Below are 22558 nucleotides of genomic sequence, written 5' to 3'. Positions count from 1 at the left end.
TTACATCCGTTTTGGTTGATTTTCGTCGAAAGAAGTTGCTTGCCTGAATCGCTCCTGCGGATTTAAACGTCTTCCCTTGGCGTCGTTCCAGAACGGCGCGGCCGGGGGGTAAGAATATATGAGAGGGCGTTTTTTTGCGGCGCTTGCCGCAGCGTTTCTGTTGTTTCCGGGGCTGGCTGCGGCGCAGGAGCGTTCAGCGGTCAAGCCCGGCTTCGAATTTCCGAAAGACCATCAGGTTACGATAGTCGTCTATCGGCCCGATGTGCATGTCGGGACATTGACCACGGGTGGAGTGGACGAACCAAATGCGGACTGGACGGCTTCGGCGCGGGGCCTGATTGCCGATGCGCTGAAGGCAAACAGCAAGGTCGCCGATACGAAGATCGTTTTCGCCGAAGATCCCGAGGGTGATGACGGCGCCTATCTGGCTGAGTATCGGGCGTTGTTCAATGCCGTCGCGAACGCGATCGAGATGAACAAGCTGTTTGCCAGGTTGCCTACCAAAAAGACGTCATTCGACTGGACCCTGGGGAGCGGTGTCGATCGCATCGGCAAGATCTCCGGCGCCGATTACGCGCTCTTCCTGTTCACGCATGACGCTTATGGTTCGTCCGGCCGCAAGGCAGCGCAGCTGCTCGGCGCCATGTTTCTCGGTGTCTACATTCCTCCCGGCGTCCATATTGGTTATGCGGGCCTCGTCGATCTCAAAACCGGCGATGTCATCTGGCTCAATGCCGATCCGATGATGGGCGGCGATGTCAGGACACCGGAAGGTGCCGCCAAGCGTGTGGATCAGCTCCTGAAAGGCCTGCCTGGTCGCATCGAGCCGGTTGTCGCGACAGCGGTCAAATGAAGGTTCGCCAATGGGGGCGGGGCGTGATGCTGGCGTCGCTGCTAGCTGGCGCCACGCACGCTCAGACGCTCGAGACTCAGGCGCCGAATCCTGGTGCCCCCGCTCAATCGATCGACGCGATCTACACGCCGCAGGACAAGGATGAGCGCGGCCTGTGGATGGAGATGAACGAGGAGGAGCGGCGGCTCAAGAATTCGAACTTCGTCATTCATGACGCGGCTCTGAACGCCTATGTTCACGACGTATTCTGTCGAACGGTTGGCCCGCGCTGTTCGGAAATCCGTATTTATATTATGCGGACGCCCTATTTCAACGCGACGACAGCGCCCAATGGCATGATGCAGCTTTGGTCAGGCCTGCTTTTGCGGACCAACAACGAGGCGCAACTCGCCGCAGTGCTGGGTCACGAATTCGTTCACTATCAGAACCGCCACTCACTGGCGCTTTTTCGCCAGGTGAAATCCAAGACGGGCACGTTCGCGATCATGGCTGTGATGGGGCTGGGCCTGTTCGGACTCGGGCTCTTGTCGGATATTTTCAAGTTTTCGCGCGAGCAGGAGGCGGACGCGGATGCGGGCTCCCTGCTGCTGATGGCGAAGGCGGGCTATGATCCGATGGAATGCTCTCGAATCTGGGAGCAGATGCGGGCCGAGGCCGACGCGACCGCCGCCGCGCGGAACGTCAAAAGCCGCAAGGACAAGAACGGCGGCATGTTCGCTACCCATCCGCCAACGGCAGAACGGGTCGCGGCATTGCGCGCGCTTGCGGCGAAAACGACGGTTGTGGGTACGCCGCGGGTGAACAGGGCCGAATATCGCGCTGCGCTCGGGCCGCTTTGGACGAGCTTCATCGACGATCAGATCAAGATGAATGACTTTGGCGCCACCGACTTTCTGATAACCAATCTGGCCAAGGATGGCTGGACGCCGGAACTCAATTATGCGCGCGGCGAACTGTATCGGTCGCGCGGCCGGCCGGAAGATTTGAAAAGCGCGGTCGGCTTTTATCAGCAGGCCACGGTCAGCGTCGGGGCGCCGGCCGAAGCTTGGCGTGGATTGGGCTTGTCCCTTTTGCGCTCGGGTTCGCAAGTTGAAGGGCAGGCGGCGTTGAAAAATTATCTGGAACGAAAGCCAGATGCTTCGGACAAAGCGTTGATAGCTATGATGGCGGGGGTATAAAATGAACCTTTTCAAGAGTTTTTCAGTGATTGTGGCAGCATTTGGCTTGGTGGCCATGCCGGCTGTCGCCGCCAAACTGATGCCCAAGGGCAAGGCGCAGACCGTCGCGAAATCCGGCCTGACAGTGACCCCGGAGATCGACTGGAATCGTATCGGCGCCAGGCCCGGGCGCAACGCGGAAAGCTGGACGCTTGATGGTCTGACGTTGAATGACTTGACCTTTTACGGCGGCATTCCGAACGATACGACGCTGTTTCGCGACGCAAAGAAAAAGACTGAACCGCTCCCGAGATTCTCGTCGACGATGTTGATTCCCGACATCGCCCAGCTGTTCGAAAGCAGCTATCGCGTGTCGGTCGGCACCTCGCTGATGTCGATCGACTCGATCGAACCCGCGACCTTCGCCGGCAAGCCCGGTTTTCATTTCACGTACAGCTTCGTGGTCGAAGGCGAGGAAGTGCACCGCAAGGGTGAGGCGAGCGGCGCCATCATCGGCGGGAATCTCTACATGGTGACGTTCGAGGCCCCCGCGATCCATTATTTCGATGCTGGCGTGGACGCGTATCGCAAGGTTGCCGCAAGCTCGGTCGTCGTGCCGGTCAAAAAGCGCTGATTTGCCGCACGCGGCGATTGTTACCAGCGCTTCCAGTCATTGCGCCTCGGCGAATTCCAACACGCCGGGCGCTTCGCTTCCCCGGCGCTCGCCGGCCGGCCGCACCCCGCCGATAGCGGCCGTGCCGCGCAGGGTCAGCACGCGCTGTGCATCGATCTCGCGGACGGCAAGTCCCTGCGCGCGGAGTCGTGCCAGCAATTCGGCTGGATAACGGCCTGTCGCCACCAGTTCGTCGCGCTTGCCGATCGCGTCCTTCATCGCCTCGAAATTGAACAGGAGCGGGGGCGCGGCGAGCCATGTGGCGGCGTCCCCGCCACGGCCAAGGCCGAGCATCAGCCGCACGGTCTCCGGCACCAGCGAGCTGCCGATCGATGCTACCGCGATTTCGGGCTTGCCGTGACGCATCAGGATCAGAGGCGCCATATCGCCGGGCAGCCGATCCCCAGGTGTGATGGCAGCCAGCCGATACTGGTAGATGCCGGCGGCGACCGGAACGGGAATGCCATCGACCACCATCCCAGTGTCGCCCCAGAGCGGCGTGTTGCTCGAATGGACGAGCGCGGCGACGTTGCCCCACCGATCGATCGCGACGACTGATGCACTGTGATGCCCCTCTGGCGGAGCGGCGCCGCCCATCACGAGCGTCTTGAACTCCCGTGCTGCCGCTTCGCCATAAGCGGGGGTGGTGCGCACGGCGCAGTTGCCGCCGATGCCCGTGCGCTGCTCGAAACTCGTAATCTCGGATGCATAAGGAGCGGCAATTGCGAATCGCAGCGCGAGAGCGGTGGTCCGGAAGCTTTCCGCATCCTGCCAATAGGGTGCTTGAGAGCCGCTGTGATCGAGCAGGTTGAGAGCCGCCAATATCGCGCAGCCATTGGTGTTCAGCGCATCCGGCCCGAAGATCGTTGCCCCCGCGAACCCGGTGCTGAGCGGTTCGGCCCAGCGCGGCGCATAGGCGGCCATATCGGCCATCGATGCCGCGCCGCCATGCGCGCGAAGCGTCGCCACATAATCGCGTGCCCATGCACCGCGGTACATCGTGCCCACGCCGTTCCGCGCAACGGATTTGAGGGTCGCCGCAAGCCCTGGTGGAACGAACCGCTCGCCGATCTTCGGAAGGTGCGTGCCATCGGGCAGGGCGAACGCGCGGCCCTCCGGCGTCTGCGACAGACCCGCCTGAGCGATGCCGAAATAGGCACTGAGCAGCGGCGTCACCGGTACGCCATGCTCGGCATACCAGATCGACGGCGCGAACAGGCTGGGGAAGGGGAGGCGGCCGAAGCGGTGATGGATCGCCGCCATGCCGGCCATGAACCCCGGGACAAGCGCCTTTCGCCCGGCAGCGCCAGTCGGGGCGGTGGTGTGGCCGGTGATCATGCCGAGATCCGTGCCGGGGATCGTGGCCGGCGAGCGCTCGCCTCGCCAGGTACCCCAGCCGGCATCGAGGGTGTAGACGCGCCCCGTGCGTGCCTCGAAATAGACGAGCTGCGCGACGCCTGCATGAGAGACATTGGCGCCGAGCATCGTCGTCACCTGGGTGAGCGCAGTCGCGATCGCCGCATCGGCCGCGGTGCCGCCCTGGCGGAGTGCCTCGGCGCCGGCATGGACCGCGATGGGCGAGGCAGTGCCTGTGACGAGGCCCTGTCGGCTGCTCGCGCTGCGAGCTTCAGTTGGCCAGATCGCCGCCTCGCGCTGTTCGAGTCGCAGGCGTTCGGCCTCAGGCCAGCGGGCGGGCGAAAGATCGGCGGCGGCCCCCGGCATGGCGACGCAGACGATGAGCGCGAAGGTGAGCGCGTTGCGCAGGTATATCCTCGGCATGATGTTCGTTCCCTCGATCTGGCTTGGTGCGACTCGGCGCTTCACTCGGTGAAGCCGAATACTCTGCTTGACAGAGTTCTCTGCATATGGTCTCTGTGCGGCAGAGTCAAACGGGAGTCGAAGGATGATCACTGAGAATGAAGCCGCCGAATCGCTCCGCGATGTCGAGCGGGTGAGCCGCCGCACGCATGTTGCGAGCGCCTATTCCATCGCCAGTCCGTATCTGGTGCTCTGGGGGCTGGTCTGGATCGCGGGCTATACCGGCAACGGGCTGACCCCTGTCGAGCAATGGGGATGGGTCTGGCTGCCGTGCATTGTCGTAGGCACCGTCGGGAGCACGATCCTGGGCCGGCGCACGGCGCGTCTGGGCGGTTCGAGGACAGGCAATGCCAAGAATCCCACCGMAAGATCGCTGCTGATGGCGCTGATCATCATGCTGTTCATGGGCTCGGTCTATCTCGTGTTCAAACCGGTCTCGCCGCTGCCCTATCTCGTCTTCCCGGCGCTGATCATGGCGGTGACCTATGCCCTGATCGGCACCTTCGGATTGCCGCGCTTCACCTGGATCGGCGCGGGCATTTTCGTCGCGGTGATGCTCGGCTATCTGCTCGCGCCGGGCCTGATGCCCTTCTGGATTGCGGCAGCAGGCGGCGGCGGGCTGGTCCTGGGCGGCCTGTGGATGAGAACGATCTGAGATGGCGAACCCCGATGAAATCATCCACCAGTCGTTGCGGTTGCGGATCATGGCGGCGCTCTATGCGGCGCGCGAAACCGAGCCGATCGAGTTCGGCAGGCTGAAGGCGTTGACCGAGGCGACCGACGGCAATCTCGGCAGCCACCTCGCGACGCTCGAAGCCGCCGGCTATCTCAAGCTCGAAAAGGAGTTTGTCGGCAAGAAGCCGCGGACCCGTGCGGTGATCACCCGCGCTGGAACGGCGGCATTTCTGGAGCATACCCACTATCTGCGCAGCCTGATCGATTCGGCGAATCTATGATCATGTGCGGGGCGCAGGGCCTGCGCGGCAGAACATCCGCCATGCGGTCCTGCATCCGCCGAAAACGAGAAGGCGCAGATCAAAAGCAGCAGGACGAGCTGACGCCCGATCAAATCCTATGTCGCGCCTTTCCGTCGAAATGGGCGCAATAATCCATGGAGTTGCTTGGCGTATCGATTTTCCGGGCGTAACCTCCCAATCAGCACTGGGGGGAAAGCAGTATGTTTATCAGATTATTAGCTGCGGCATCGTTGTTTGCGATCGCGGTGCCCGTGTCAGCTGAAACGCTCAACAACAGCACTGTCGTCACGCTGACGCAGGCGGGGCTCGGCGACGAGGCAATCATCGCCAAGATCAAAACGTCGGGCGCCAGCTACGATGTTTCGACAGAGCAGATCATCGCGCTGAAGAAGCAGGGCGTTTCAGGTCCGGTTATCGCGGCGATGCTGGCAGCTGCGAACCCGGCACCAGTCGCCGGCGCCCTCTCGATCGACGCGGTGGACCCGGCCGTGCCGCATGCGCCGGGCGTATATCTGTTGATGGAGGGAGCTGCGCCGACGATGAAGCGCATCGACGCCACCGTTTCCAATCAGGCGAAAACCGGCGGATTTCTGGGTTATGCGCTCACCAGCGGGCTTGCCTCGATGAGCATCAAGGCAGCAATCCCGGGCGAGAGTGCGCGAACCAATACGACCAGTACGCGGCCGATATTCTACTTCTTCTTCGATGAGTCGAACCCGGACAGTCTCCGGCAGGGGACGGCCTGGTCGTCGGGCTCGAACGCGACCGTAACCTCACCCAACGAGTTCACCCTTGTCCACCTCGACAAGAAAAAAGGGCGAAGGGAGGCGCGGGTAGGCAGCGTCAACATCGGCGGCGCGAAGACAGGCGTGATGGACAAGGACCAGATCCCGTTCGACTATGACATGGTGCGTCCCGGCGTGTTCAAGGCGACACCGCGGGCGTCGCTTGGGCCGGGTGAATATGGTTTCATGTTCGCCATTACCGGCGGTGGAGGCGGCGGCTTCACGGGCGGCGCGATGACTGCGCGAATCTTCGATTTCTCGGTTCGGTAGAACGGAGCGGCTTACCCCGATGCGGAAAGGGATGAGGCGAAAAGGTTCGCCTCGCCGCCGTTCCGTTTACTGGGCGTCGTCATCCTGGTTCTTCGTTATCCCACCAGTGCCGCCGACGCCGTCAGGAAGGCCGGACGACGTAAACGAATCGGGCTCGCGCCCGCCTTCGCCGCGCTCGACAGCATCTTTCCGCGCCTCGACGATCTGCTCGATATCGCTGCGCTCATCTTCCCTGGTGTCATCGTCGTTGGCCAGCGGGCTGTCGGGGTGTGGGTCGCGATCATGATCGGTCACGGGAGTTCCTTTCGGGTCAGTCCGTCGGCTGGAACGGCTGCTCGGGCTCGCTGCCGGGGGAGGGGATATCCACATCGGGTGCAGTGGGGCCGACCTCGGGCGGTGGCGCCTCGGGCTGTCCTGGCTGGCTCGGTGGGGGCAGTTCAGTCGGTGGCGTGGTGGCCATGGGATCAATCTCCTCTCGGCACATAACGCCTTTAAGCAGCGCAGGTTGCCTCCGCGCTTGCCCCCGCGCGCATCACTGGTATAGACGCCGCCGACCGACGGTGTCCCCTGCGGGCGTGGCGGAACTGGTAGACGCGCCTGGTTTAGGTCCAGGTATCGCAAGATGTGGGGGTTCGAGTCCCTTCGCCCGCACCAGTCTCGTCGCGCTGGGCGAGGGGTGCCGCAGCACCGATTCCCTGAAAAGGCGTATAGTTGAAATGCAGACTGTCGAGACGTTGAACGAGGGCCTGAAGCGCGCGTACACGCTGAAGATCACGGCCAAGGATATCAATTCCAAGGTCGATGCCGAGCTGAAGCGCGTTGCGCCGCAGGTCCGCATGCCCGGCTTCCGCCCCGGCAAGGTGCCGGCGAACCTGGTTCGCAAGATGCACGGCCCGGCGCTGATGCAGGATGCGCTGAACAGCTCGATCCAGGAAGGCGTCCAGGCGCTCCTCGCCGAGCAGAAGCTGCGCCCGGCGATCCAGCCTTCGGTGAGCCTCGATGACGGCTATGAGCTCGGCAAGGATGCCGAGGTCAAGGTCGAGCTCGAAGTGCTGCCCGATGTGCCGACTCCGTCGATCGATTCGATCAAGCTCGAGCGGCTGACCGTCCCCGCCGACGAGGCGAGCGTCCAGGCGCAGCTCGAGAAGTTCGCCGAGCAGCAGAAGCGCTGGGACGATGCCAAGCCGACCTACAAGGCGAAGATGGGTGACCTGGTCGTCATGGATTTCGTCGGCAAGGTCGGCGATGTCGCCTTCGAGGGCGGCACCGGCGAGGATATGTCGGTCGAGCTCGGCTCGGGCCGCCTGATCCCTGGTTTCGAAGATCAGGTCGTCGGTGTGAAGACCGGCGAGGAGCGCCAGATCAAGGTGACCTTCCCGGCCGACTATCAGGCCAAGGATCTGGCCGGCCAGGACGCGACTTTCGACCTGACGATCAAGCAGGTGAAAGTCGCCGGCGAGACCAAGATCGACGATTCGCTCGCGACCTCGCTCGGCCTCGAAAGCCTCGAGCAGCTCAAGGGCCTGCTCAAGGGCCAGATCGAGCAGGAGCTCAATGGCCTCACCCGCACCCACATGAAGCGCAAGCTGCTCGACCAGCTCGCCGAGGGTCATGATTTCCCGGTCCCGCCGACGATGGTCGAGGCCGAGTTCAATCAGATCTGGCAGCAACTCGAGCACGAAGCCACGCATGAGGAGGATCCCGCGGCGGCACTCGCCGAGATGGAATCCGAGCGCGAGGATTATCAGAAGATTGCTGAGCGTCGCGTACGCCTCGGCCTGCTCCTGTCGGAGATCGGCCAGTCGAACGGGGTCGAGGTCAGCCAGCAGGAAATGAACCGGCTGATCGCCCAGGCCGCCCAGCAGTACAGCCCGGAGGACCGTACCCGGTTCATCGAATATGTCCGCTCGGAGCCGATGGCGGCAGCCCAGCTGCGCGCGCCGCTCTACGAGGACAAGGTGGTCGACTGGCTGTTCGAAAAGGCCGAGATCAGCGACCGCGAAGTGACTCGCGAGGCACTGGAAGCCGCGATCGAATCCGAAGACGGCTTCGATACCGGCACCCACACCCACGATCACGACAACCACAAGCCCAAGGCCAAGAAGGCAGCGGCGAAGAAGGCGGCTCCTGCGAAGGAAGAGGCCGAAGCCAAGCCCGCGAAGAAGGCCGCAGCCAAGAAGGCCGAGCCCGTTGCCGAAGCGCCTGCCGAGGTCGCCGATGAGCCGGTGAAGAAGCCGGCCGCCAAGAAGGCAGCCAAACCCGCCGCCGAGGAGGCTCCGGCCGAGGCTGCACCGGCCAAGAAGCCGGCCGCCAAAAAGGCGCCAGCGAAGAAGTAGTTGATCCCTCTCCCCTTGTGGGAGAGGGTTGCGCAGACTTGGCCCGTGTTCTTCACACGGGCTTAGTCGGAGCTGGGTGAGGGGTATGCGCTGCACTTGCAGCGCGCGGCGCGAGGCGCCGCTCACCCTCACCAACTACGACTAGGCAGCGAGCTGCCAAGTCTTCGTATCCTCTCCCCTGGAAGGAGAGGAAAGGGGGGGCTGTGACTGCTACGACAAAGATTGCCGTCCTGCTTCCGTGCTATAACGAGGAAACCGCAATCGCGCAGACCATCGCCGGTTTCCGCGCGGCACTCCCCCACGCCACCATCTACGTCTACGACAACAACAGCCGCGACCGTACAGTTGAGGTCGCGCGCGCGGCGGGGGCCGTCGTCCGCACCGAGAAGATGCAGGGCAAGGGCAATGTCGTGCGTCGCATGTTCGCTGACGTGGATGCCGATATCTATGTGATGGCCGATGGCGACGCGACCTATGACGCGGCTTCCGCCCCGGCGTTAATCGCGCGCGTGCTCGAAGAGCAGCTCGACATGGTCGTCGGATCGCGCGTGACTCAGGAGACCGCCGCTTATCGGCGCGGTCACCAGTTCGGCAACAAGGCGATGACCGGCATCCTGGCCCAGCTGTTCGGGCGCAGCTTCACCGATATCTTTTCGGGCTACCGCGTCTTCTCGCGCCGATTCGTGAAGAGCTTCCCGGTGCTGTCTTCGGGTTTCGAGATCGAGACCGAGATCAGCGTCCATGCGCTCGAGCTCAAGATGCCGGTCGGCGAGATCGAAACGCCCTATTATGCCCGGCTCGAAGGCTCCGAATCGAAGCTCAGCACCTATCGCGACGGCTTTCGGATCGCCCGCACGATCATGACCCTGTACCGGATCGAGCGGCCTTTGCTGTTCTTCGGCGCGGTCGGCGTGCTGTTCGCCCTGATCGGGGTCGTCCTCGCGGTGCCGCTGATCCTGACCTATCTGCACACCCATCTCGTACCGCGCTTCCCGACCGCGATTCTCGTCACCGGGCTGATGATCATGGCCGCGCTCAACGGCTTTGCCGGGCTTATTCTTGATACGGTGGTGCGCGGGCGACGCGAGATGCGGCGGCTCGCCTATCTGTCTCATCGCGCGCCCGGCGTCGAGGATCGACGCGAGGATGGCCGCGGGGCTTGAACTCGTTTCCGCCAGCGCCGATGTAGGGCTCTCTAGGGGCACAAGGATCCAAAGGCACATCATGCACAACCCGTTCGACACCGGCGACTTCGCACGTCCTCTCACCAATGCTGGTTTCAGCCAGTCGCCCGAGGGTGGTCTCGTCCCCATCGTCATCGAGCAGTCCAACCGCGGCGAGCGCAGCTTCGATATTTATTCGCGGCTGCTGCGCGAGCGGATCATCTTCGTCACCGGTGGCGTCGAGGATCATATGGCCTCGGTCATCACTGCCCAGCTGCTCTTCCTGGAGTCCGAGAACCCCAAGAAGGACATCTTCATGTACATCAACTCGCCGGGCGGCGTCGTCACGGCGGGCATGGCGATCCATGACACCATGCAGTATATCCGCCCCCGCGTCGGCACGGTCTGCATTGGCCAGGCAGCCTCGATGGGCAGCTTCCTGCTCGCCGCCGGCGAGCCCGGCATGCGCGTTGCGCTGACCAACGCCCGAATCATGATCCATCAGCCTTCGGGTGGTGCTCAGGGCATGGCGTCGGACATCGAGATCCAGGCCAAGGAAATCCTGCGCATCCGGCACCGCATGAACACGCTGTACGCTCAGTACACCGGCAAGCCGCTCGAAGAGATCGAGAAGGCGATGGATCGCGACAAGTTCCTCGAGGCGGACGAGGCCAAGGCCTTCGGCCTGATCGACGAGGTGTTCGACAAGCGCCCGGCGATTGCCGAGGACGGTTCGTCCACCCCGGTGCTGCCCGCGTCCTGATTTTGGCGACGATCGCGCCGGCACCTGATCGCAAAGATCCGGTACCGGCGCAGGTCGTGGGGCGCGATCATTTCACCTGTGTCCCAGAAGTCGCATGGAAACGGGTTGTTTCCTCTTTCAGCGATAAACATATTTGCTATCGTCGCGGCGGAACTATCATTAGGCTGCTTGGCCGGACGATGAAGGCGGCGAAATCCGAGTCCCTCGCACGGCGGCGGCGAGTGTGCGTAATCGAATGAAGGTATCTGGTTTATGACGAAGCTCAGCGGTGGCGACTCGAAGAGCACCCTCTATTGCTCGTTCTGCGGCAAGTCGCAGCACGAGGTGAGGAAGCTCATCGCCGGGCCAACCGTGTTCATCTGCGACGAATGCGTCGAGCTCTGCAACGACATCATCCGCGAAGAGACCAAGTCCGCACTTGTCTCGAAGAAGGATGGCGGCGTGCCGACTCCGCAGGAAATCTGCGATGTGCTCGACGATTATGTCATCGGCCAGAAGCGCGCCAAGCGGGTGCTCTCGGTCGCGGTGCACAACCATTACAAGCGCCTCAACCACGGCCAGAAGGGCGCCGATGTCGAGCTTGCCAAGTCGAACATCCTGCTCGTCGGGCCGACCGGCTGCGGCAAGACCTTGCTCGCCCAGACTTTGGCGCGAATCCTCGACGTGCCTTTCACCATGGCCGATGCGACGACGCTGACCGAGGCTGGCTATGTCGGCGAGGATGTCGAGAACATCATCCTCAAGCTGCTCCAGGCTTCGGATTACAATGTCGAGCGGGCGCAGCGCGGCATCGTGTACATCGACGAGATCGACAAGATCAGCCGCAAGGCCGAGAATCCTTCGATCACCCGCGACGTGTCGGGCGAGGGCGTTCAGCAGGCGCTGCTGAAGCTGATGGAGGGCACGACGGCCTCGGTGCCGCCACAGGGCGGGCGCAAGCATCCGCAGCAGGAGTTCCTGCAGGTCGACACGACCAACATCCTGTTCATCTGCGGCGGCGCGTTCAGCGGCCTCGAAAAGATCATCGGCGATCGCCTCCAGGGCAAGTCGATCGGCTTCGGCGCTTATGTCGCTTCGCCTGAGGAGCGCCGCACCGGCGAGACGCTCAAGTCTGTCGAGCCTGAGGATCTGCTGAAGTTCGGCCTGATTCCCGAATTCGTCGGTCGCCTTCCGGTGATCGCGACGCTCGAGGATCTCGACGTGCCCGCGCTGGTGACGATCCTGACCGAACCGAAGAACGCTCTGGTGAAGCAGTATCAGAAGCTGTTCGACATGGAGGACGTGAAGCTCGGCTTCACCGACGACGCGCTTGTCCAGGTCGCCAAGAAGGCGATCGACCGCAAGACCGGTGCGCGCGGGCTGCGCTCGATCCTCGAGGGCATCCTGCTCGACACCATGTTCGATCTGCCGGGCATGGATTCGGTCGATGAGGTGATGATCGACAAGGACGTGATCGAGGGCCGCAAGGAACCGATCCGCGTCTATGCCAAGAAGGACAAGGCGGGCGCCGGCGCCGCGTGATCGCGGACGCCGACCCGATTTCCCCAGTCCGGGTCGCGGATAACCGCGACCGTGCCGCAATCGCCGCGACCCTGGCCCGCGCCTTTGGCGAGGACCCGGCCACCAGCTTCATCTTCCCCGATCCGGTTCGGCGCGCGAAGCAGTTGCCGAAGCTGTTCGCCTTGCTGTTCGACGAGGACGCGCACGGCATGCGGCTCGTCACGGCGGGCGGCGAGGCGGCGACGCTGTGGCGCGGGCCGGGGCGCATTCGCACCAGCCGGCTCGACCTTTTGCGCGAGGCGCTGCCGCTGCTCACCATTTTCGGGACTGCGCTCGGGCGAGCGCTGGCGGTTTCAGACGCTATCGACATGCATATGCCGTCGGGTGATTTCTGGTATCTCCACATCGCCGGCTGCGAGCCGGCTGCACAGGGCAAGGGCTTTGGCGGCGCGGCGGTGCGCGCGGGGCTCGATCGCATCGCAGCGAACGGGATGCCGACCTATCTCGAGACCCCGCTTGAGCGGAATATAAGCTTCTATCAGGGCCTTGGTTTCGAAGTGACGGCGGATTGGGTCGTACCCAAAGGCGGGCCGCGCTTCTGGTCGATGTGGCGGGCGGCTTGATGCGTGGCGTGGGGCGAGGAATGAAAAGCAGACGGACTGTCATCGGCACGTCAATCGCGCTGTTTCTAGCTGGATTCATACCGTACGCTTCAGCCAAGGACGCCGGGCCCGCCGCAATGACTGAGGCGCGTTTCTGGTCGATCATAGCGGAAGCGGTTCCCTATGCAGCTGATCGCGAAAAACAGACCGCGGTTCTCCGGGCGTCGCTTGAGAAACTGACTCTACGGGAACTTGAAGGGTATGAGGCTATCTTCGCCCAGGAAATGCGTGCGTCCTATTCATGGGATTTATGGGGCGCTGCCTACATCATTCAGGGCGGGGCGTCTGATGACGGTTTCGAGTATTTTCGGCGCTGGCTGATTTCTCAAGGGAGAGAAGCGTTCGAGCGGGCAAAGGCTGATCCGGATTCGTTGGCTGACCTCCCCATGCCGGACTCGGTCGAAGATCGTGAGTTCGAGGAAATTGCATATCTCGCGCTTGATGTATGGGGCGAAAAGTCTGGACGGGATCCCAGTAAAATGCCGAACCCCGTCCGCCTGACACCTGGTGAAAAGCCTTCAGGCCTTCGGTTCAGCGAAGACCCAGCGGCATTGAAAAAGCGCTATCCAAAGCTTTGGACCCGCTTCGGCACAAACTGAGGCCGACGCCTTCGGTAAGACTATTCTGCACTATCGTCGGCCAGAAAATCCCCCAGCTTGTCGAGCCGCATCTCCCACGCTGAACGCCGATCGCGGATCCATTGCTCAAGCGGCAGGAAACCCTTCGTCTCCAGGCTGCAGGTCCGCACGCGGCCGATCTTCTCGGTCCGGACCAGCCCGCATTCCTCGAGCACCTGGAGGTGCTGGGCCACCGCAGTCAGGGTGATGTTGAGCGGCGCCGCCAGGCTGGAGACTGAGGTTGGCCCCTGGCTCAGCCGCTCGACAATCGCCTTGCGCGAGGGATCGGCAAGCGCGCGTAGGATTCGGTCGACGCTGATCGCGGGCGCGACCGTCATTGAAGCTGGCGCTCCTCGGTCAGGGCCGATGCGAGGCTTTCGAACAGCGCTCGCCAGCCCGCCTCGCGCATTTCCGGGCCGTCGGCGCCTTCGAAGAACACGCCCTGATGAATGCAGACCAGATCAGTTCCCGTGTCGGTCGCGACGAACTCGATCGTCACCAGCGAGACCGAAAAGCGCCTCCCGCCCAACGACATGGTGGAGGCGCTGACGATCCGGCGATCGGGGACGATGTCGTGAAACAGCTCCTCATTGACGATCTCGACCCCTTCGAACGGCGTGTCCGGGCCAAGCCGATAACGCAGGATCGACTCGCCGCCGACACGGAAATCCATCGTGAACCCGGTCACATCATGACCGTCCCGCTCGGCATACCAGCGGCGTTTCTTCTCTTCCTGGCTGAGCGCGGCGAACACGCGTTCGCGTGGCACCGGATAGCTCCGCTCGATCACAAAGGTGCTGGGGATGACGGCTTGCTCTTCCATGGCCAACGACTCCATTAGTGAAGTGATGGCTTCTGTATTGCCACTGCACTGACAATAGTCAAGTGCACGCTTCACTATTATCGTGGTCCGTCACGGTGGTGGGAAGCACCTCCCATGCAGTCTACCGAAATTATCCAACAGCCGCCCGCGTCGCCGAGCCCCGCATCATCAGCGCATAGCTCGTCAGCGCCAGGAACAGTCCGGTGAACCACGCATAGGCGTAGAGCCCGGTCCAGAATCCCCCCACCCAGCCGAACGCACCCGGCGCAACCGTCGCCAGGAATCCCGGAAGGTTAGGCAGTATCCCGATCGTGAAAGCGGCAAGCGCACGCCCGTTCCAGCCGCCGGCGTACGCATATCGCCCATCCTCGCGGTACAGGTCATCCACATCAAGTTGTGCACGACGAATCAGCCAGTAATCGGCGATCAGGATACCGGCGATCGGCCCGAGCAGCGCGCTATAGCCGGTCAGCCAGACGAAGATGTAGCCACCGGTCGTGGCGAGCAGCTTCCACGGCATGATCAGCACGCCGATCACCGCGGTGATCAGTCCGCCGGTGCGGTACGAAATCCGGCTCGGCGCCAGCGACGAGAAGTCATAGGCAGCGCACACCAGGTTCGCGGCGATGTTGCACGAGATGGTGTCGATCGTGATGACGATCAGCCCGATCAGCACCAGCGGGCCCGCCAAGGTGCCGGAGAGCGCGACCGGGTCCCAGATCGCATGGCCATAGATCACCACCGTCGCCGATGTGGTGATGACGCTGGCGAGCGCGATCAGCCCCATGCCCGGCGGCAGGCCGATCGCCTGGCCGACCATCTGGTCGCGCTGGCTGCGCGCGAAGCGGGTGAAATCGGGGATGTTGAGCGCCAGCGTCCCCCAGAAACCAATCATGCCGGTCAGCGACGGCCAGAACACCAGCCAGAATTGCCCCTCCTTCGCGCCGCCCGGCACGAAGGCGGAGGGGCTGGCGAAGATCGGCCCGAGCCCGCCGGCGCGGTYGATCGCCCACCAGACCAGCGCGATGCAGACCAGGATCTTGATCGGCGCGGTCCAGGTCTCGAGCCGGCGGATCGTCGTCAGCCCCTTGCGAACGAAGAAGAGCTGCAGCGCCCAGAAGGCCGCAAAGGCAAACGCCTGGCCGACGCCCATGTCGAGCAACGGGATCGTCGCGCCCTTCAGATCCTTGCCGACAAGCACGCCAAGCAGGGTGAGCAGCGCCTCGCCGCCGATCCAGGTCTGAATGCCGTACCAGCCGCACGCGACCAGCGCGCGAGCAAGGGCGGGCAGCCGCGCGCCGCGCGTCCCGAACGAGGCGCGCGCCAGCACTGAGTAGGGAATGCCGTAACGCGCGCCGGCATGGCCGATCAGCAGCAAAGGCACGAGCACGATGACATTGCCCAGCAGCACGGTGATCGTCGCCTGGCCCGCCGACATGCCTTGCTCGATCAGTCCCGAGGCGAGCATCCAGCTCGGCACCGCGACGATCATCCCGATCCAGAGCGCGGCATAATGGTACCACGCCCAGGTCCTCTGCGCCGCATCGGTCGGTGCGAGATCGTGGTTCCAGAGCGTATCGTCGGCTTGATCGGTCATGCGGCTTCCCCCTTGCTGGGAGAATGTCCGATTTGCCGGTCAGCGCAAGGGCTGCGTCAGATGCCGAGCCATTCCAGACCATCGGGAAGGTCCTCAGCGGCGTAATCGACCTGCAGCACGCGCCTTCGTTGTGGTCGCGCCGCCGCTTCCGAAGCGTGGAGGATTGGGGTGGCGTAGAGCCAGATATCGCCGCGCTCGGCGGGGCAGGGGATGACACCGCATGTCGCCACCACAGCGTCGATGTCCTGCTCCGCCACGCGGCCGGCCCGGTGCGAGCCGGGGGCGATCAGCAGCGGCGCATTTTCGGCGGAAACGGGATCGAGATGCACGCGCAGCGTCACCATCCGGGCCAGCAGATCGAAGGGCGGCGCGACGTGTTGCAGCCCGGCCTTAATCGTCCAGGGGCCGTAACCCTCCACCTCGCGCCGTTCGGCTACGACGATGGTCCGGTCCTGATGCCAGCCAAGCGACCAGTTGGCGGTTGCGGTCTTGTCGAACAGGATCGCGCGGACCGGACGCGCCGCCGCACCGATCGCGCTTACAGCGATACTGCCGATCGCGCCTTCGGTTGCCAGCAGCGCCGGCAGTCCATCGATCCCATGCAGACGGATACCGGCCCGGTCCGGTTCGAGACGAGCTGTGATGGCCTCGATCTGGGACAACATTTCCACAGCCGCCAGCGGAAAGCGCTTAGCACCGTCGCGTTCGAAGGTCAGCATGCCGCTCAGAAAACCCCCGGCACGAACCTCATCACGCGTGCGGCATAGGCATCATAATCGGCGCCGAACTGCTCGCGCAGGATGCGCTCTTCGTGCCGCACGCGAAACCAGGTCGCGAGGGCGTAGACCGGTACCCCGACGATCAGGTGGCTCGTATGGCCATACGCAATCGCCATCGCCAGCATGAACAGGAACAGCGCGACATAGATCGGGTGCCGCACAAGCGCGAACGGACCGCTCTGGACGAGTTGATGGTCCTCGCGGGTGCGCGCGACCAGGCTCCAGTTCTTGCCCATCGCGCGCGAGGAGGCGTGGAACAGAAGGACGGCGCCGAGCATCAGCGCGAGTGTGATGAAACCCTCGGTAAGTGCTTTGGACGATTGGGGGTCGAGCGTGACGCGGATCGCGCCTGAGCCGACAATGGCCAGCGCAACGCCCTGTCCCAGAATCCAGATGATGGAGGCGTTGCTCCGCCGCGCCATTGCCACCTTCGGTCCACGTCCGGCGCGCAGCCGCGCGGCGACCAGCGCAAGCAGGAACGCGACGAAACCCAGCATCAATGCGGCGAGACCGGGCAGACCCGCAGGATCGCTGTGAAAAACCATGTTCATGTCCCCTCCTGCCTCTTCTGTATCATTTCGCCTTGGCCTGCGCCGCCCGCCACGCCTGAAACTCCTCCACTGCGCGCGAACGCTTGAGGATGCGGCTGTCCGGGTCGACCACGACATGTGCGTCGGGCGCGACCGCGATGCTGCCCTTGCCGTCCGTCATCGCCAGACGCTGGACCTTGCCATCAATCTGCACCTCGACCGGCATCGGGAAAGGTAGGCCCTCCGGCGCGCTCCAGGCCAGCGTCAGCGTGTTGCCCGCGCGCGCTTCGATCAGCTCCGGAAGTGCCGCCTGGCGAAGATAGACATTGAAGAACCAGCCATAGTCCTTGCCCGTCACCTGTTTGACGAACCCTTCATATTCCAGGCTCGAACCATAGCGCGGCCGGAAATTGCCCGGCTTCGGGTCGGTCCGCCCATATACCGCGAGCCGGGTCACATCGAGAAAAGCCTCGTCGCCGATCAGGTTGCGCAGGGTGTGGAGCATCCACGAGCCCTTGTAATAAATATCCTGGCCGGGCCCGCCCTTGTCGAGCTCATAGACCTCCTCCTCGGTGCGGACTTTGCCCGAGATGATCGGGCGCAGATTGGCGACCAGGTTGCGTTGCTGGTCGAGCATCGTTGCATAGCGCGCCTCGCCCTCGCGCCAGCGCCCGTAAAAGGGCTGCATGTAAGTGCCATAGCCCTCGTGCAGCCAGTAATCGTCCCAGTTCGTGGCCGTCAGCTGGTTGCCGAAATATTCATGGGAAAATTCGTGCTGGAACAGCCAGTCGAACCCTTCCGGCGCCTTGGCATAGCCATTGCCGTACGCGTTGATGGTCTGGTGCTCCATGCCCTTGTGCGGCGTCTCGACCACGCCGAGCTTCTCGTCGCCCCAGGGATAGGGGCCGATTTGGCTTTCGAAGAAATCGAGCGTCGGCGCGAACTCGGCGAAGAGTGCTTTGGCCTTCGCCTCCTCGCCCGGAAGGTACCAGTAAAACATCGGGATCTCGTTGCCGAAGCGGCTTTTGTAGACGCCCGATATCTCCTCATAGGGCGCGACGGTCAGCGCAATGCCATAGGTGTTGGGTTGGCGGACGCTCCAGTTCCAGGTCGTGCGCCCATCGGCTAGCGTATCGACACCGAGCAGCTTGCCGTTGGACGGCGCCTTGAGGCCTTTGGGCACGGTGATATGCAGCGTCACATGCGCCGGCTCGCCGCTCGGGAAATCGAGGCACGGCCAGAACAGGTCGCAGCCATAGCCCTCCGCCGTTGTCGCGAACCAGGTGCGGCCATCGGGGGTCTTCGACCAGACCATGCCATCGTCCCACGGCGCGTTCACCGCGACATGCGGCGTGCCGCCATAGGTGATCACCGCGGTGACGCTTTTGCCGGTAGCAACCGGCTGCGGCAGTGTGATCGTCAGCCGCCCATCGGGATCGGCAAAGGCGGAGCGGGGCAGAGGCTTTCCGTCGATCGCCACCGCACTTGGCGCGATATTATGATCGAGATCGATCACCAGCTGCGTCAGCGGCGCCTTCGCAGTGAACACGAGCGTCGCCACGCCCTTCAACTGCTCGGTTTCGGGCAGCACCTCGAACTTCAGATCCGCCGAGTCGAAAGCGAGCTTCGCCTGTTCGGGGTCGACCGGCCCGCCCGATCGCTGAGTCTGGACGCTGATCGCAGGCTCTCCCTTTTTTGGCAGGGCGGCGGCAATGAGCGGAAAAGCAGCGAGCATGACTATAGGTACGAACAGCGGGCGAAGGCTCATGCGGGCACCTTGTTTCGATGGAGGCAGACCCGGACCGGCTCGATCCGTGAGACGAGAAATCTAGCGATCATCCTGCGAGATCACGATTTTTTGAACAAGCACCCGTCGCTATTCTGGATGAGAGTGGGGAAATCAAAGCGCTCGCGAACCGGCGCTCCCCCCGTCGCGCACCTGCGATACGCGACCGCACGGCGCATCGCAGGGCCGGGGTTGATGGGCAAAAAAACCTGCCCGAACGGGCAATCATCACGCGGCGATTGATGGATCGGTTACCAACACCATATAAGGAAGAACTTGTGCCCTGTTCAGGCACCCCCGGAGTATCCATGACCCAATCCTACCCCGTCCTGCCGCTTCGCGATATTGTCGTCTTCCCGCATATGATCGTGCCGCTGTTCGTCGGTCGCGACAAGTCGGTCGCGGCGCTCGAAGCCGCGATGGCCGCAGACAAGGAAATTTTCCTCGTCGCCCAGCTCGATCCCGCTGAAGACGATCCCGAGCGCGAGGATCTCTACGATATCGGCGTGACCGCAACCGTGTTGCAGCTGCTCAAGCTTCCCGACGGCACCGTCCGCGTGCTGGTCGAAGGCAAGCTGCGCGCCGCGCTCGATGTGCTGACGGCGAATGAGACCTATCTCACCGCAACCGTGTTGCCGGTCGAGGAGAAGGTCGCGGAGGGCACCGAGGTGTCCGCGCTGATGCGTTCGGTCGTCGACCAGTTCGAGAATTACGCCAAGCTCAACCGCAAGCTGCCGGCCGAAACCGCGGTCCAGCTCGGCGAGATCGAGGAGCCGTCGCGGCTCGCCGATGCGGTCGCCTCCAACATCTCGGTCAAGGTCTCCGACAAGCAGGCGCTGCTGGTCGAGGCCGATCCGGCGCGCCGGCTCGAAATGGCGTTTGCCTTCATGGAAGGCGAGCTCGGCGTCCTGCAGGTCGAGAAGAAGATCAAGAGCCGCGTCAAGCGCCAGATGGAGAAGACGCAGCGCGAATATTATCTCAACGAGCAGTTGAAGGCGATCCAGCGCGAGCTCGGCAACGAGGGCGAAGAGGGTGAGGGCGACGAGATCGCCGAGATCACCCAGAAGATCGCCAACCTGAAGCTCTCCAAGGAAGCCCGCACCAAGGCGACCGGCGAGCTCAAGAAGCTGAAGACGATGGCGCCGATGTCAGCCGAGGCGACGGTCGTGCGCAACTATCTCGACGTGCTGCTCGGCTTGCCCTGGGGCAAGAAGTCGAAGATCAAGAAGGACATCTCGGCCGCGCAGGCGATCCTCGATGAGGATCATTATGCGCTCGAGAAGGTGAAGGACCGGATCGTCGAGTATCTCGCGGTCCAGGCGCGCACCAACAAGCTGAAGGGGCCGATCCTCTGCCTCGTCGGCCCTCCCGGCGTCGGCAAGACCTCGCTCGGCAAGTCGATCGCCAAGGCGACCGGCCGTGAGTTCGTGCGCCAGTCCCTGGGCGGCGTGCGCGACGAAGCCGAGATTCGTGGCCATCGCCGCACCTATATTGGTTCGCTGCCCGGCAAGATCGTCACCAATCTCAAAAAGGCCGGCAGCTCAAATCCGCTGTTCCTGCTCGACGAGATCGACAAGCTCGGCCAGGATTTCCGCGGCGATCCCGCCTCGGCCCTGCTCGAAGTGCTCGATCCTGAGCAGAACTCGAAGTTCCAGGACCATTATCTCGAGATCGATCTCGACCTCAGCGACATCATGTTCGTGACGACCGCGAACACGCTGAACCTGCCTCAGCCGCTGCTCGACCGCATGGAGATCATCCGGCTCGAAGGCTATACCGAGGACGAGAAGGTCGAGATCGCCGAGCGGCACCTGATCGCCAAGCAGGTCGAGGCGCACGGGTTGAAGAAGGGCGAGTTCAAGCTCACCACCGAGGGCCTGCGCGCGCTGATCCAATATTATACCCGTGAGGCCGGCGTCCGCACGCTCGAGCGTGAGATCGCCAAGCTCGCGCGTAAGGCGCTGCGCCGTATCCTCGAGGGCAAGACCAAGAGCGTCACGATCACGCCCGACAATCTCGCTGAATTCGCCGGGGTGAAGAAATATCGCCACGGCCTTGGCGAGGAAGAGAACCAGGTCGGCGCGGTGACCGGCCTCGCCTGGACCGAGGTCGGCGGCGAGTTGCTGACGATCGAAAGCGTCACCGTGCCCGGCAAGGGCAGCGCCAAGGTCACTGGCAAGCTCGGCGATGTAATGAAGGAATCGATCGAAACCGCGCTCAGCTTCATCAAGGCGCGGTCGCCAAGCTATGGCATCAAGCCGAGCATCTTCGCGCGCAAGGATATCCATATCCATCTGCCCGAAGGTGCGGTTCCCAAGGACGGTCCGTCCGCGGGTATCGGTATCGTGACGGCCATCGTCTCGACGCTGACCGGCGTGGCGGTTCGGCGCGATATCGCGATGACCGGCGAAGTGACCTTGCGCGGTCGCGTGCTGCCGATCGGTGGCCTGAAGGAGAAACTGCTCGCGGCACTGCGCGGCGGCATCACCACCGTGCTGATCCCGGCCGAGAATGAAAAGGACCTGGAGGAAATCCCGGCCAATGTTCGTGAAGGGCTGACGATCATCCCCGTCGCGCATGTCGATGAGGTGCTCCGCCTGGCATTGACGGGGCCCCTCACCGCGATCGACTGGACTGAGGCGGACGATCTTGCCGCGCAGCCACCTGCGGGTGTCGCGCCGATCGGTGGTGAACTGCACCACTGATCGACTGCGGATAAGCACTGAACGACGCGTTATCGCCGTTTTGGACGGGGCATCGCGTCGTTTTGCTTTGACAGCCCGGTTTCGACCCGCCTTACTGTACCACCGGCTTTGCGCCGCGACTCATTTCCATACGTATCAATTCAAGACGGGGGTTCTCCAGGCATGAACAAGCAGGAACTGATCGGATCGGTCGCGGATGCGTCCGGGCTCGGCAAGGGAGATGCGAGCAAGGCCGTCGAGGCAGTGTTCGATGCGATTTCGGCCGCGCTCAAAAAGGGTGATGAGGTCCGGTTGGTCGGCTTCGGCACATTCTCGGTCAGCAAGCGCAAGGCTTCGACCGGCCGCAACCCGCGCACCGGCGAGCCGATGACGATCAAGGCATCGTCACAGCCCAAGTTCAAGGCCGGCAAGGGCCTGAAGGACTCAGTCAACTAAAAGCGACAGGCGGGCAGGGCTGGACAAGCCGCGCCTGCCTGCCTTAAGGCGAAAAATATTGGGGCGGCGGCGACGCCGCCCTATTCCGTTGGCGCCCCGGTGATGGATCATTCGATCGATCGGGCAGTCGCGACGGGCGCGTAGCTCAGTGGTAGAGCACACCCTTCACACGGGTGGGGTCGTAGGTTCAATCCCTACCGCGCCCACCATTCCCCGATGCGGCGCTATTAGCTCCAACCCCTTCCGTTCGCCAAATCGCGGCTCAGGTGCGGTAAAAATCAGCCCCTCCCCTTCAGGGGAGGGGTAGGGGGTGGGGGGGGGTGGGGGCG

23 protein-coding genes and 2 tRNA genes are annotated in these 22558 nt (G+C 63.2%); 16 read left to right on the top strand and 9 right to left on the bottom strand.

Features of this window, described 5'->3' with window-relative positions:
- Positions 1-118 precede the first annotated feature (118 nt).
- Genes AC1DVS_RS15630 through AC1DVS_RS15620 form a run of 3 tightly spaced genes read left to right on the top strand, consistent with a single transcriptional unit; the run spans position 119 to position 2644 of the window.
- Complete coding sequence (locus AC1DVS_RS15630; protein ID WP_478024511.1) at positions 119-853, top strand: hypothetical protein; 735 nt, start codon at positions 119-121, stop codon at positions 851-853.
- On the top strand, positions 850-2031 hold the full coding sequence (locus AC1DVS_RS15625; RefSeq protein WP_478024509.1) for a M48 family metalloprotease: 1182 nt from the start codon (positions 850-852) through the stop codon (positions 2029-2031). The genes AC1DVS_RS15630 and AC1DVS_RS15625 overlap by 4 nt, the downstream gene beginning before the upstream one ends.
- A 55-nt stretch (positions 2032-2086) precedes the next feature.
- Complete coding sequence (locus AC1DVS_RS15620; protein WP_478024507.1) at positions 2087-2644, top strand: hypothetical protein; 558 nt, start codon at positions 2087-2089, stop codon at positions 2642-2644.
- 36 nt (positions 2645-2680) lie between these two features.
- Here AC1DVS_RS15620 and AC1DVS_RS15615 read toward each other — a convergent pair whose 3' ends face one another.
- Entirely contained in the window at positions 2681-4462 is a 1782-nt protein-coding gene (locus AC1DVS_RS15615) for a gamma-glutamyltransferase (RefSeq protein ID WP_478024505.1), read from the bottom strand.
- Positions 4463-4586: 124 nt separating this feature from the next.
- Here AC1DVS_RS15615 and AC1DVS_RS15610 point away from each other — a divergent pair, with 124 nt between their 5' ends.
- From AC1DVS_RS15610 to AC1DVS_RS15600, 3 genes are all read left to right on the top strand, one after another.
- The gene (locus tag AC1DVS_RS15610; RefSeq protein WP_478024503.1) at positions 4587-5156 is read left to right on the top strand and encodes a hypothetical protein; all 570 of its coding nucleotides are present in this window, start codon (positions 4587-4589) and stop codon (positions 5154-5156) included.
- Between the two features lies 1 nt (position 5157).
- Positions 5158-5457: a winged helix-turn-helix domain-containing protein gene (locus AC1DVS_RS15605; protein WP_478024501.1), complete on the top strand. Its 300-nt coding sequence runs from the start codon at positions 5158-5160 to the stop codon at positions 5455-5457.
- 272 nt (positions 5458-5729) lie between these two features.
- On the top strand, positions 5730-6533 hold the full coding sequence (locus tag AC1DVS_RS15600) for a hypothetical protein (RefSeq protein WP_478024500.1): 804 nt from the start codon (positions 5730-5732) through the stop codon (positions 6531-6533).
- 66 nt (positions 6534-6599) lie between these two features.
- On the opposite strand, the gene AC1DVS_RS15595 is transcribed toward AC1DVS_RS15600, so the two are convergent.
- Positions 6600-6827: a hypothetical protein gene (locus AC1DVS_RS15595; RefSeq protein ID WP_478024498.1), complete on the bottom strand. Its 228-nt coding sequence runs from the start codon at positions 6825-6827 to the stop codon at positions 6600-6602.
- A 16-nt stretch (positions 6828-6843) separates the two neighbouring features.
- Positions 6844-6993 (bottom strand): hypothetical protein, encoded by a 150-nt coding sequence (locus tag AC1DVS_RS15590; RefSeq protein WP_478024496.1) that lies wholly within the window; start codon positions 6991-6993, stop codon positions 6844-6846.
- Positions 6994-7102: 109 nt separating this feature from the next.
- Between AC1DVS_RS15590 and AC1DVS_RS15585 the strand changes: the two genes are divergently transcribed.
- The 7 genes from AC1DVS_RS15585 (at position 7103) to AC1DVS_RS15555 (ending at position 13556) form a co-directional block, all read left to right on the top strand.
- Positions 7103-7187, top strand: a tRNA-Leu gene (locus AC1DVS_RS15585).
- Positions 7188-7249: 62 nt separating this feature from the next.
- Positions 7250-8869 (top strand): trigger factor, encoded by a 1620-nt coding sequence (gene tig, locus AC1DVS_RS15580; RefSeq protein ID WP_478024495.1) that lies wholly within the window; start codon positions 7250-7252, stop codon positions 8867-8869.
- A gap of 203 nt (positions 8870-9072) precedes the next feature.
- Positions 9073-10032: a glycosyltransferase family 2 protein gene (locus AC1DVS_RS15575; protein ID WP_478024493.1), complete on the top strand. Its 960-nt coding sequence runs from the start codon at positions 9073-9075 to the stop codon at positions 10030-10032.
- 61 nt (positions 10033-10093) lie between these two features.
- The gene (clpP, locus tag AC1DVS_RS15570) at positions 10094-10795 is read left to right on the top strand and encodes an ATP-dependent Clp endopeptidase proteolytic subunit ClpP (RefSeq protein WP_478024492.1); all 702 of its coding nucleotides are present in this window, start codon (positions 10094-10096) and stop codon (positions 10793-10795) included.
- A gap of 252 nt (positions 10796-11047) precedes the next feature.
- A complete protein-coding gene (clpX, locus tag AC1DVS_RS15565; RefSeq protein WP_343887869.1) occupies positions 11048-12316 on the top strand; it encodes an ATP-dependent Clp protease ATP-binding subunit ClpX in 1269 nt (422 codons plus the stop codon).
- Positions 12313-12918 (top strand): GNAT family N-acetyltransferase, encoded by a 606-nt coding sequence (locus AC1DVS_RS15560; protein ID WP_478024490.1) that lies wholly within the window; start codon positions 12313-12315, stop codon positions 12916-12918. The genes clpX and AC1DVS_RS15560 overlap by 4 nt, the downstream gene beginning before the upstream one ends.
- Before the next feature lie 20 nt (positions 12919-12938).
- Positions 12939-13556 (top strand): DUF4240 domain-containing protein, encoded by a 618-nt coding sequence (locus AC1DVS_RS15555; RefSeq protein ID WP_478024488.1) that lies wholly within the window; start codon positions 12939-12941, stop codon positions 13554-13556.
- A 20-nt stretch (positions 13557-13576) separates the two neighbouring features.
- Here AC1DVS_RS15555 and AC1DVS_RS15550 read toward each other — a convergent pair whose 3' ends face one another.
- The 6 genes from AC1DVS_RS15550 to AC1DVS_RS15525 all read right to left on the bottom strand — a co-directional run bounded on the left by AC1DVS_RS15550 (position 13577) and on the right by AC1DVS_RS15525 (position 19071).
- Positions 13577-13912, bottom strand: a complete 336-nt coding sequence (locus AC1DVS_RS15550; protein ID WP_478024486.1) for an ArsR/SmtB family transcription factor — start codon at positions 13910-13912, stop codon at positions 13577-13579.
- A complete protein-coding gene (locus tag AC1DVS_RS15545) occupies positions 13909-14397 on the bottom strand; it encodes an SRPBCC family protein (RefSeq protein WP_478024484.1) in 489 nt (162 codons plus the stop codon). The genes AC1DVS_RS15550 and AC1DVS_RS15545 overlap by 4 nt, the downstream gene beginning before the upstream one ends.
- Before the next feature lie 130 nt (positions 14398-14527).
- A complete protein-coding gene (locus tag AC1DVS_RS15540; protein WP_478024482.1) occupies positions 14528-15994 on the bottom strand; it encodes an NCS1 family nucleobase:cation symporter-1 in 1467 nt (488 codons plus the stop codon).
- A 56-nt stretch (positions 15995-16050) separates the two neighbouring features.
- Positions 16051-16713 (bottom strand): phytanoyl-CoA dioxygenase family protein, encoded by a 663-nt coding sequence (locus AC1DVS_RS15535; protein WP_478024481.1) that lies wholly within the window; start codon positions 16711-16713, stop codon positions 16051-16053.
- Between the two features lie 5 nt (positions 16714-16718).
- Positions 16719-17324: a methyltransferase family protein gene (locus AC1DVS_RS15530; RefSeq protein WP_478024479.1), complete on the bottom strand. Its 606-nt coding sequence runs from the start codon at positions 17322-17324 to the stop codon at positions 16719-16721.
- 22 nt (positions 17325-17346) lie between these two features.
- Positions 17347-19071 (bottom strand): M1 family metallopeptidase, encoded by a 1725-nt coding sequence (locus AC1DVS_RS15525; protein ID WP_478024477.1) that lies wholly within the window; start codon positions 19069-19071, stop codon positions 17347-17349.
- Between the two features lie 326 nt (positions 19072-19397).
- On the opposite strand from AC1DVS_RS15525, the gene lon reads away from it, so the two are divergent.
- The 3 genes from lon to AC1DVS_RS15510 all read left to right on the top strand — a co-directional run bounded on the left by lon (position 19398) and on the right by AC1DVS_RS15510 (position 22438).
- A complete protein-coding gene (gene lon / locus AC1DVS_RS15520) occupies positions 19398-21794 on the top strand; it encodes an endopeptidase La (RefSeq protein ID WP_478024475.1) in 2397 nt (798 codons plus the stop codon).
- A gap of 162 nt (positions 21795-21956) precedes the next feature.
- Positions 21957-22229: an HU family DNA-binding protein gene (locus tag AC1DVS_RS15515; protein ID WP_272627303.1), complete on the top strand. Its 273-nt coding sequence runs from the start codon at positions 21957-21959 to the stop codon at positions 22227-22229.
- A gap of 134 nt (positions 22230-22363) precedes the next feature.
- Positions 22364-22438, top strand: a tRNA-Val gene (locus tag AC1DVS_RS15510).
- Positions 22439-22558 lie beyond the last annotated feature (120 nt).

Source organism: Sphingomonas sp. P3_C5 (genome assembly GCF_056402635.1).
This window is presented reverse-complemented; position numbering and strand designations above follow the sequence as displayed.

Excerpts from the sequence above, each read along its gene's own strand:
- AC1DVS_RS15545 (WP_478024484.1), bottom strand. The coding sequence starts at position 14,397 with ATGGAAGAGCAAGCCGTCATCCCCAGCACCTTTGTGATCGAGCGGAGC.
- AC1DVS_RS15615 (WP_478024505.1), bottom strand. The coding sequence starts at position 4,462 with ATGCCGAGGATATACCTGCGCAACGCGCTCACCTTCGCGCTCATCGTC.
- clpP (WP_478024492.1), top strand. The coding sequence starts at position 10,094 with ATGCACAACCCGTTCGACACCGGCGACTTCGCACGTCCTCTCACCAAT.
- lon (WP_478024475.1), top strand. The coding sequence starts at position 19,398 with ATGACCCAATCCTACCCCGTCCTGCCGCTTCGCGATATTGTCGTCTTC.
- tig (WP_478024495.1), top strand. The coding sequence starts at position 7,250 with ATGCAGACTGTCGAGACGTTGAACGAGGGCCTGAAGCGCGCGTACACG.
- clpX (WP_343887869.1), top strand. The coding sequence starts at position 11,048 with ATGACGAAGCTCAGCGGTGGCGACTCGAAGAGCACCCTCTATTGCTCG.
- AC1DVS_RS15525 (WP_478024477.1), bottom strand. The coding sequence starts at position 19,071 with ATGAGCCTTCGCCCGCTGTTCGTACCTATAGTCATGCTCGCTGCTTTT.
- AC1DVS_RS15590 (WP_478024496.1), bottom strand. The coding sequence starts at position 6,993 with ATGGCCACCACGCCACCGACTGAACTGCCCCCACCGAGCCAGCCAGGA.
- AC1DVS_RS15535 (WP_478024481.1), bottom strand. The coding sequence starts at position 16,713 with ATGCTGACCTTCGAACGCGACGGTGCTAAGCGCTTTCCGCTGGCGGCT.
- AC1DVS_RS15555 (WP_478024488.1), top strand. The coding sequence starts at position 12,939 with ATGAAAAGCAGACGGACTGTCATCGGCACGTCAATCGCGCTGTTTCTA.
- AC1DVS_RS15630 (WP_478024511.1), top strand. The coding sequence starts at position 119 with ATGAGAGGGCGTTTTTTTGCGGCGCTTGCCGCAGCGTTTCTGTTGTTT.
- AC1DVS_RS15550 (WP_478024486.1), bottom strand. The coding sequence starts at position 13,912 with ATGACGGTCGCGCCCGCGATCAGCGTCGACCGAATCCTACGCGCGCTT.
- AC1DVS_RS15620 (WP_478024507.1), top strand. The coding sequence starts at position 2,087 with ATGCCGGCTGTCGCCGCCAAACTGATGCCCAAGGGCAAGGCGCAGACC.
- AC1DVS_RS15625 (WP_478024509.1), top strand. The coding sequence starts at position 850 with ATGAAGGTTCGCCAATGGGGGCGGGGCGTGATGCTGGCGTCGCTGCTA.
- AC1DVS_RS15515 (WP_272627303.1), top strand. The coding sequence starts at position 21,957 with ATGAACAAGCAGGAACTGATCGGATCGGTCGCGGATGCGTCCGGGCTC.
- AC1DVS_RS15530 (WP_478024479.1), bottom strand. The coding sequence starts at position 17,324 with ATGAACATGGTTTTTCACAGCGATCCTGCGGGTCTGCCCGGTCTCGCC.
- AC1DVS_RS15605 (WP_478024501.1), top strand. The coding sequence starts at position 5,158 with ATGGCGAACCCCGATGAAATCATCCACCAGTCGTTGCGGTTGCGGATC.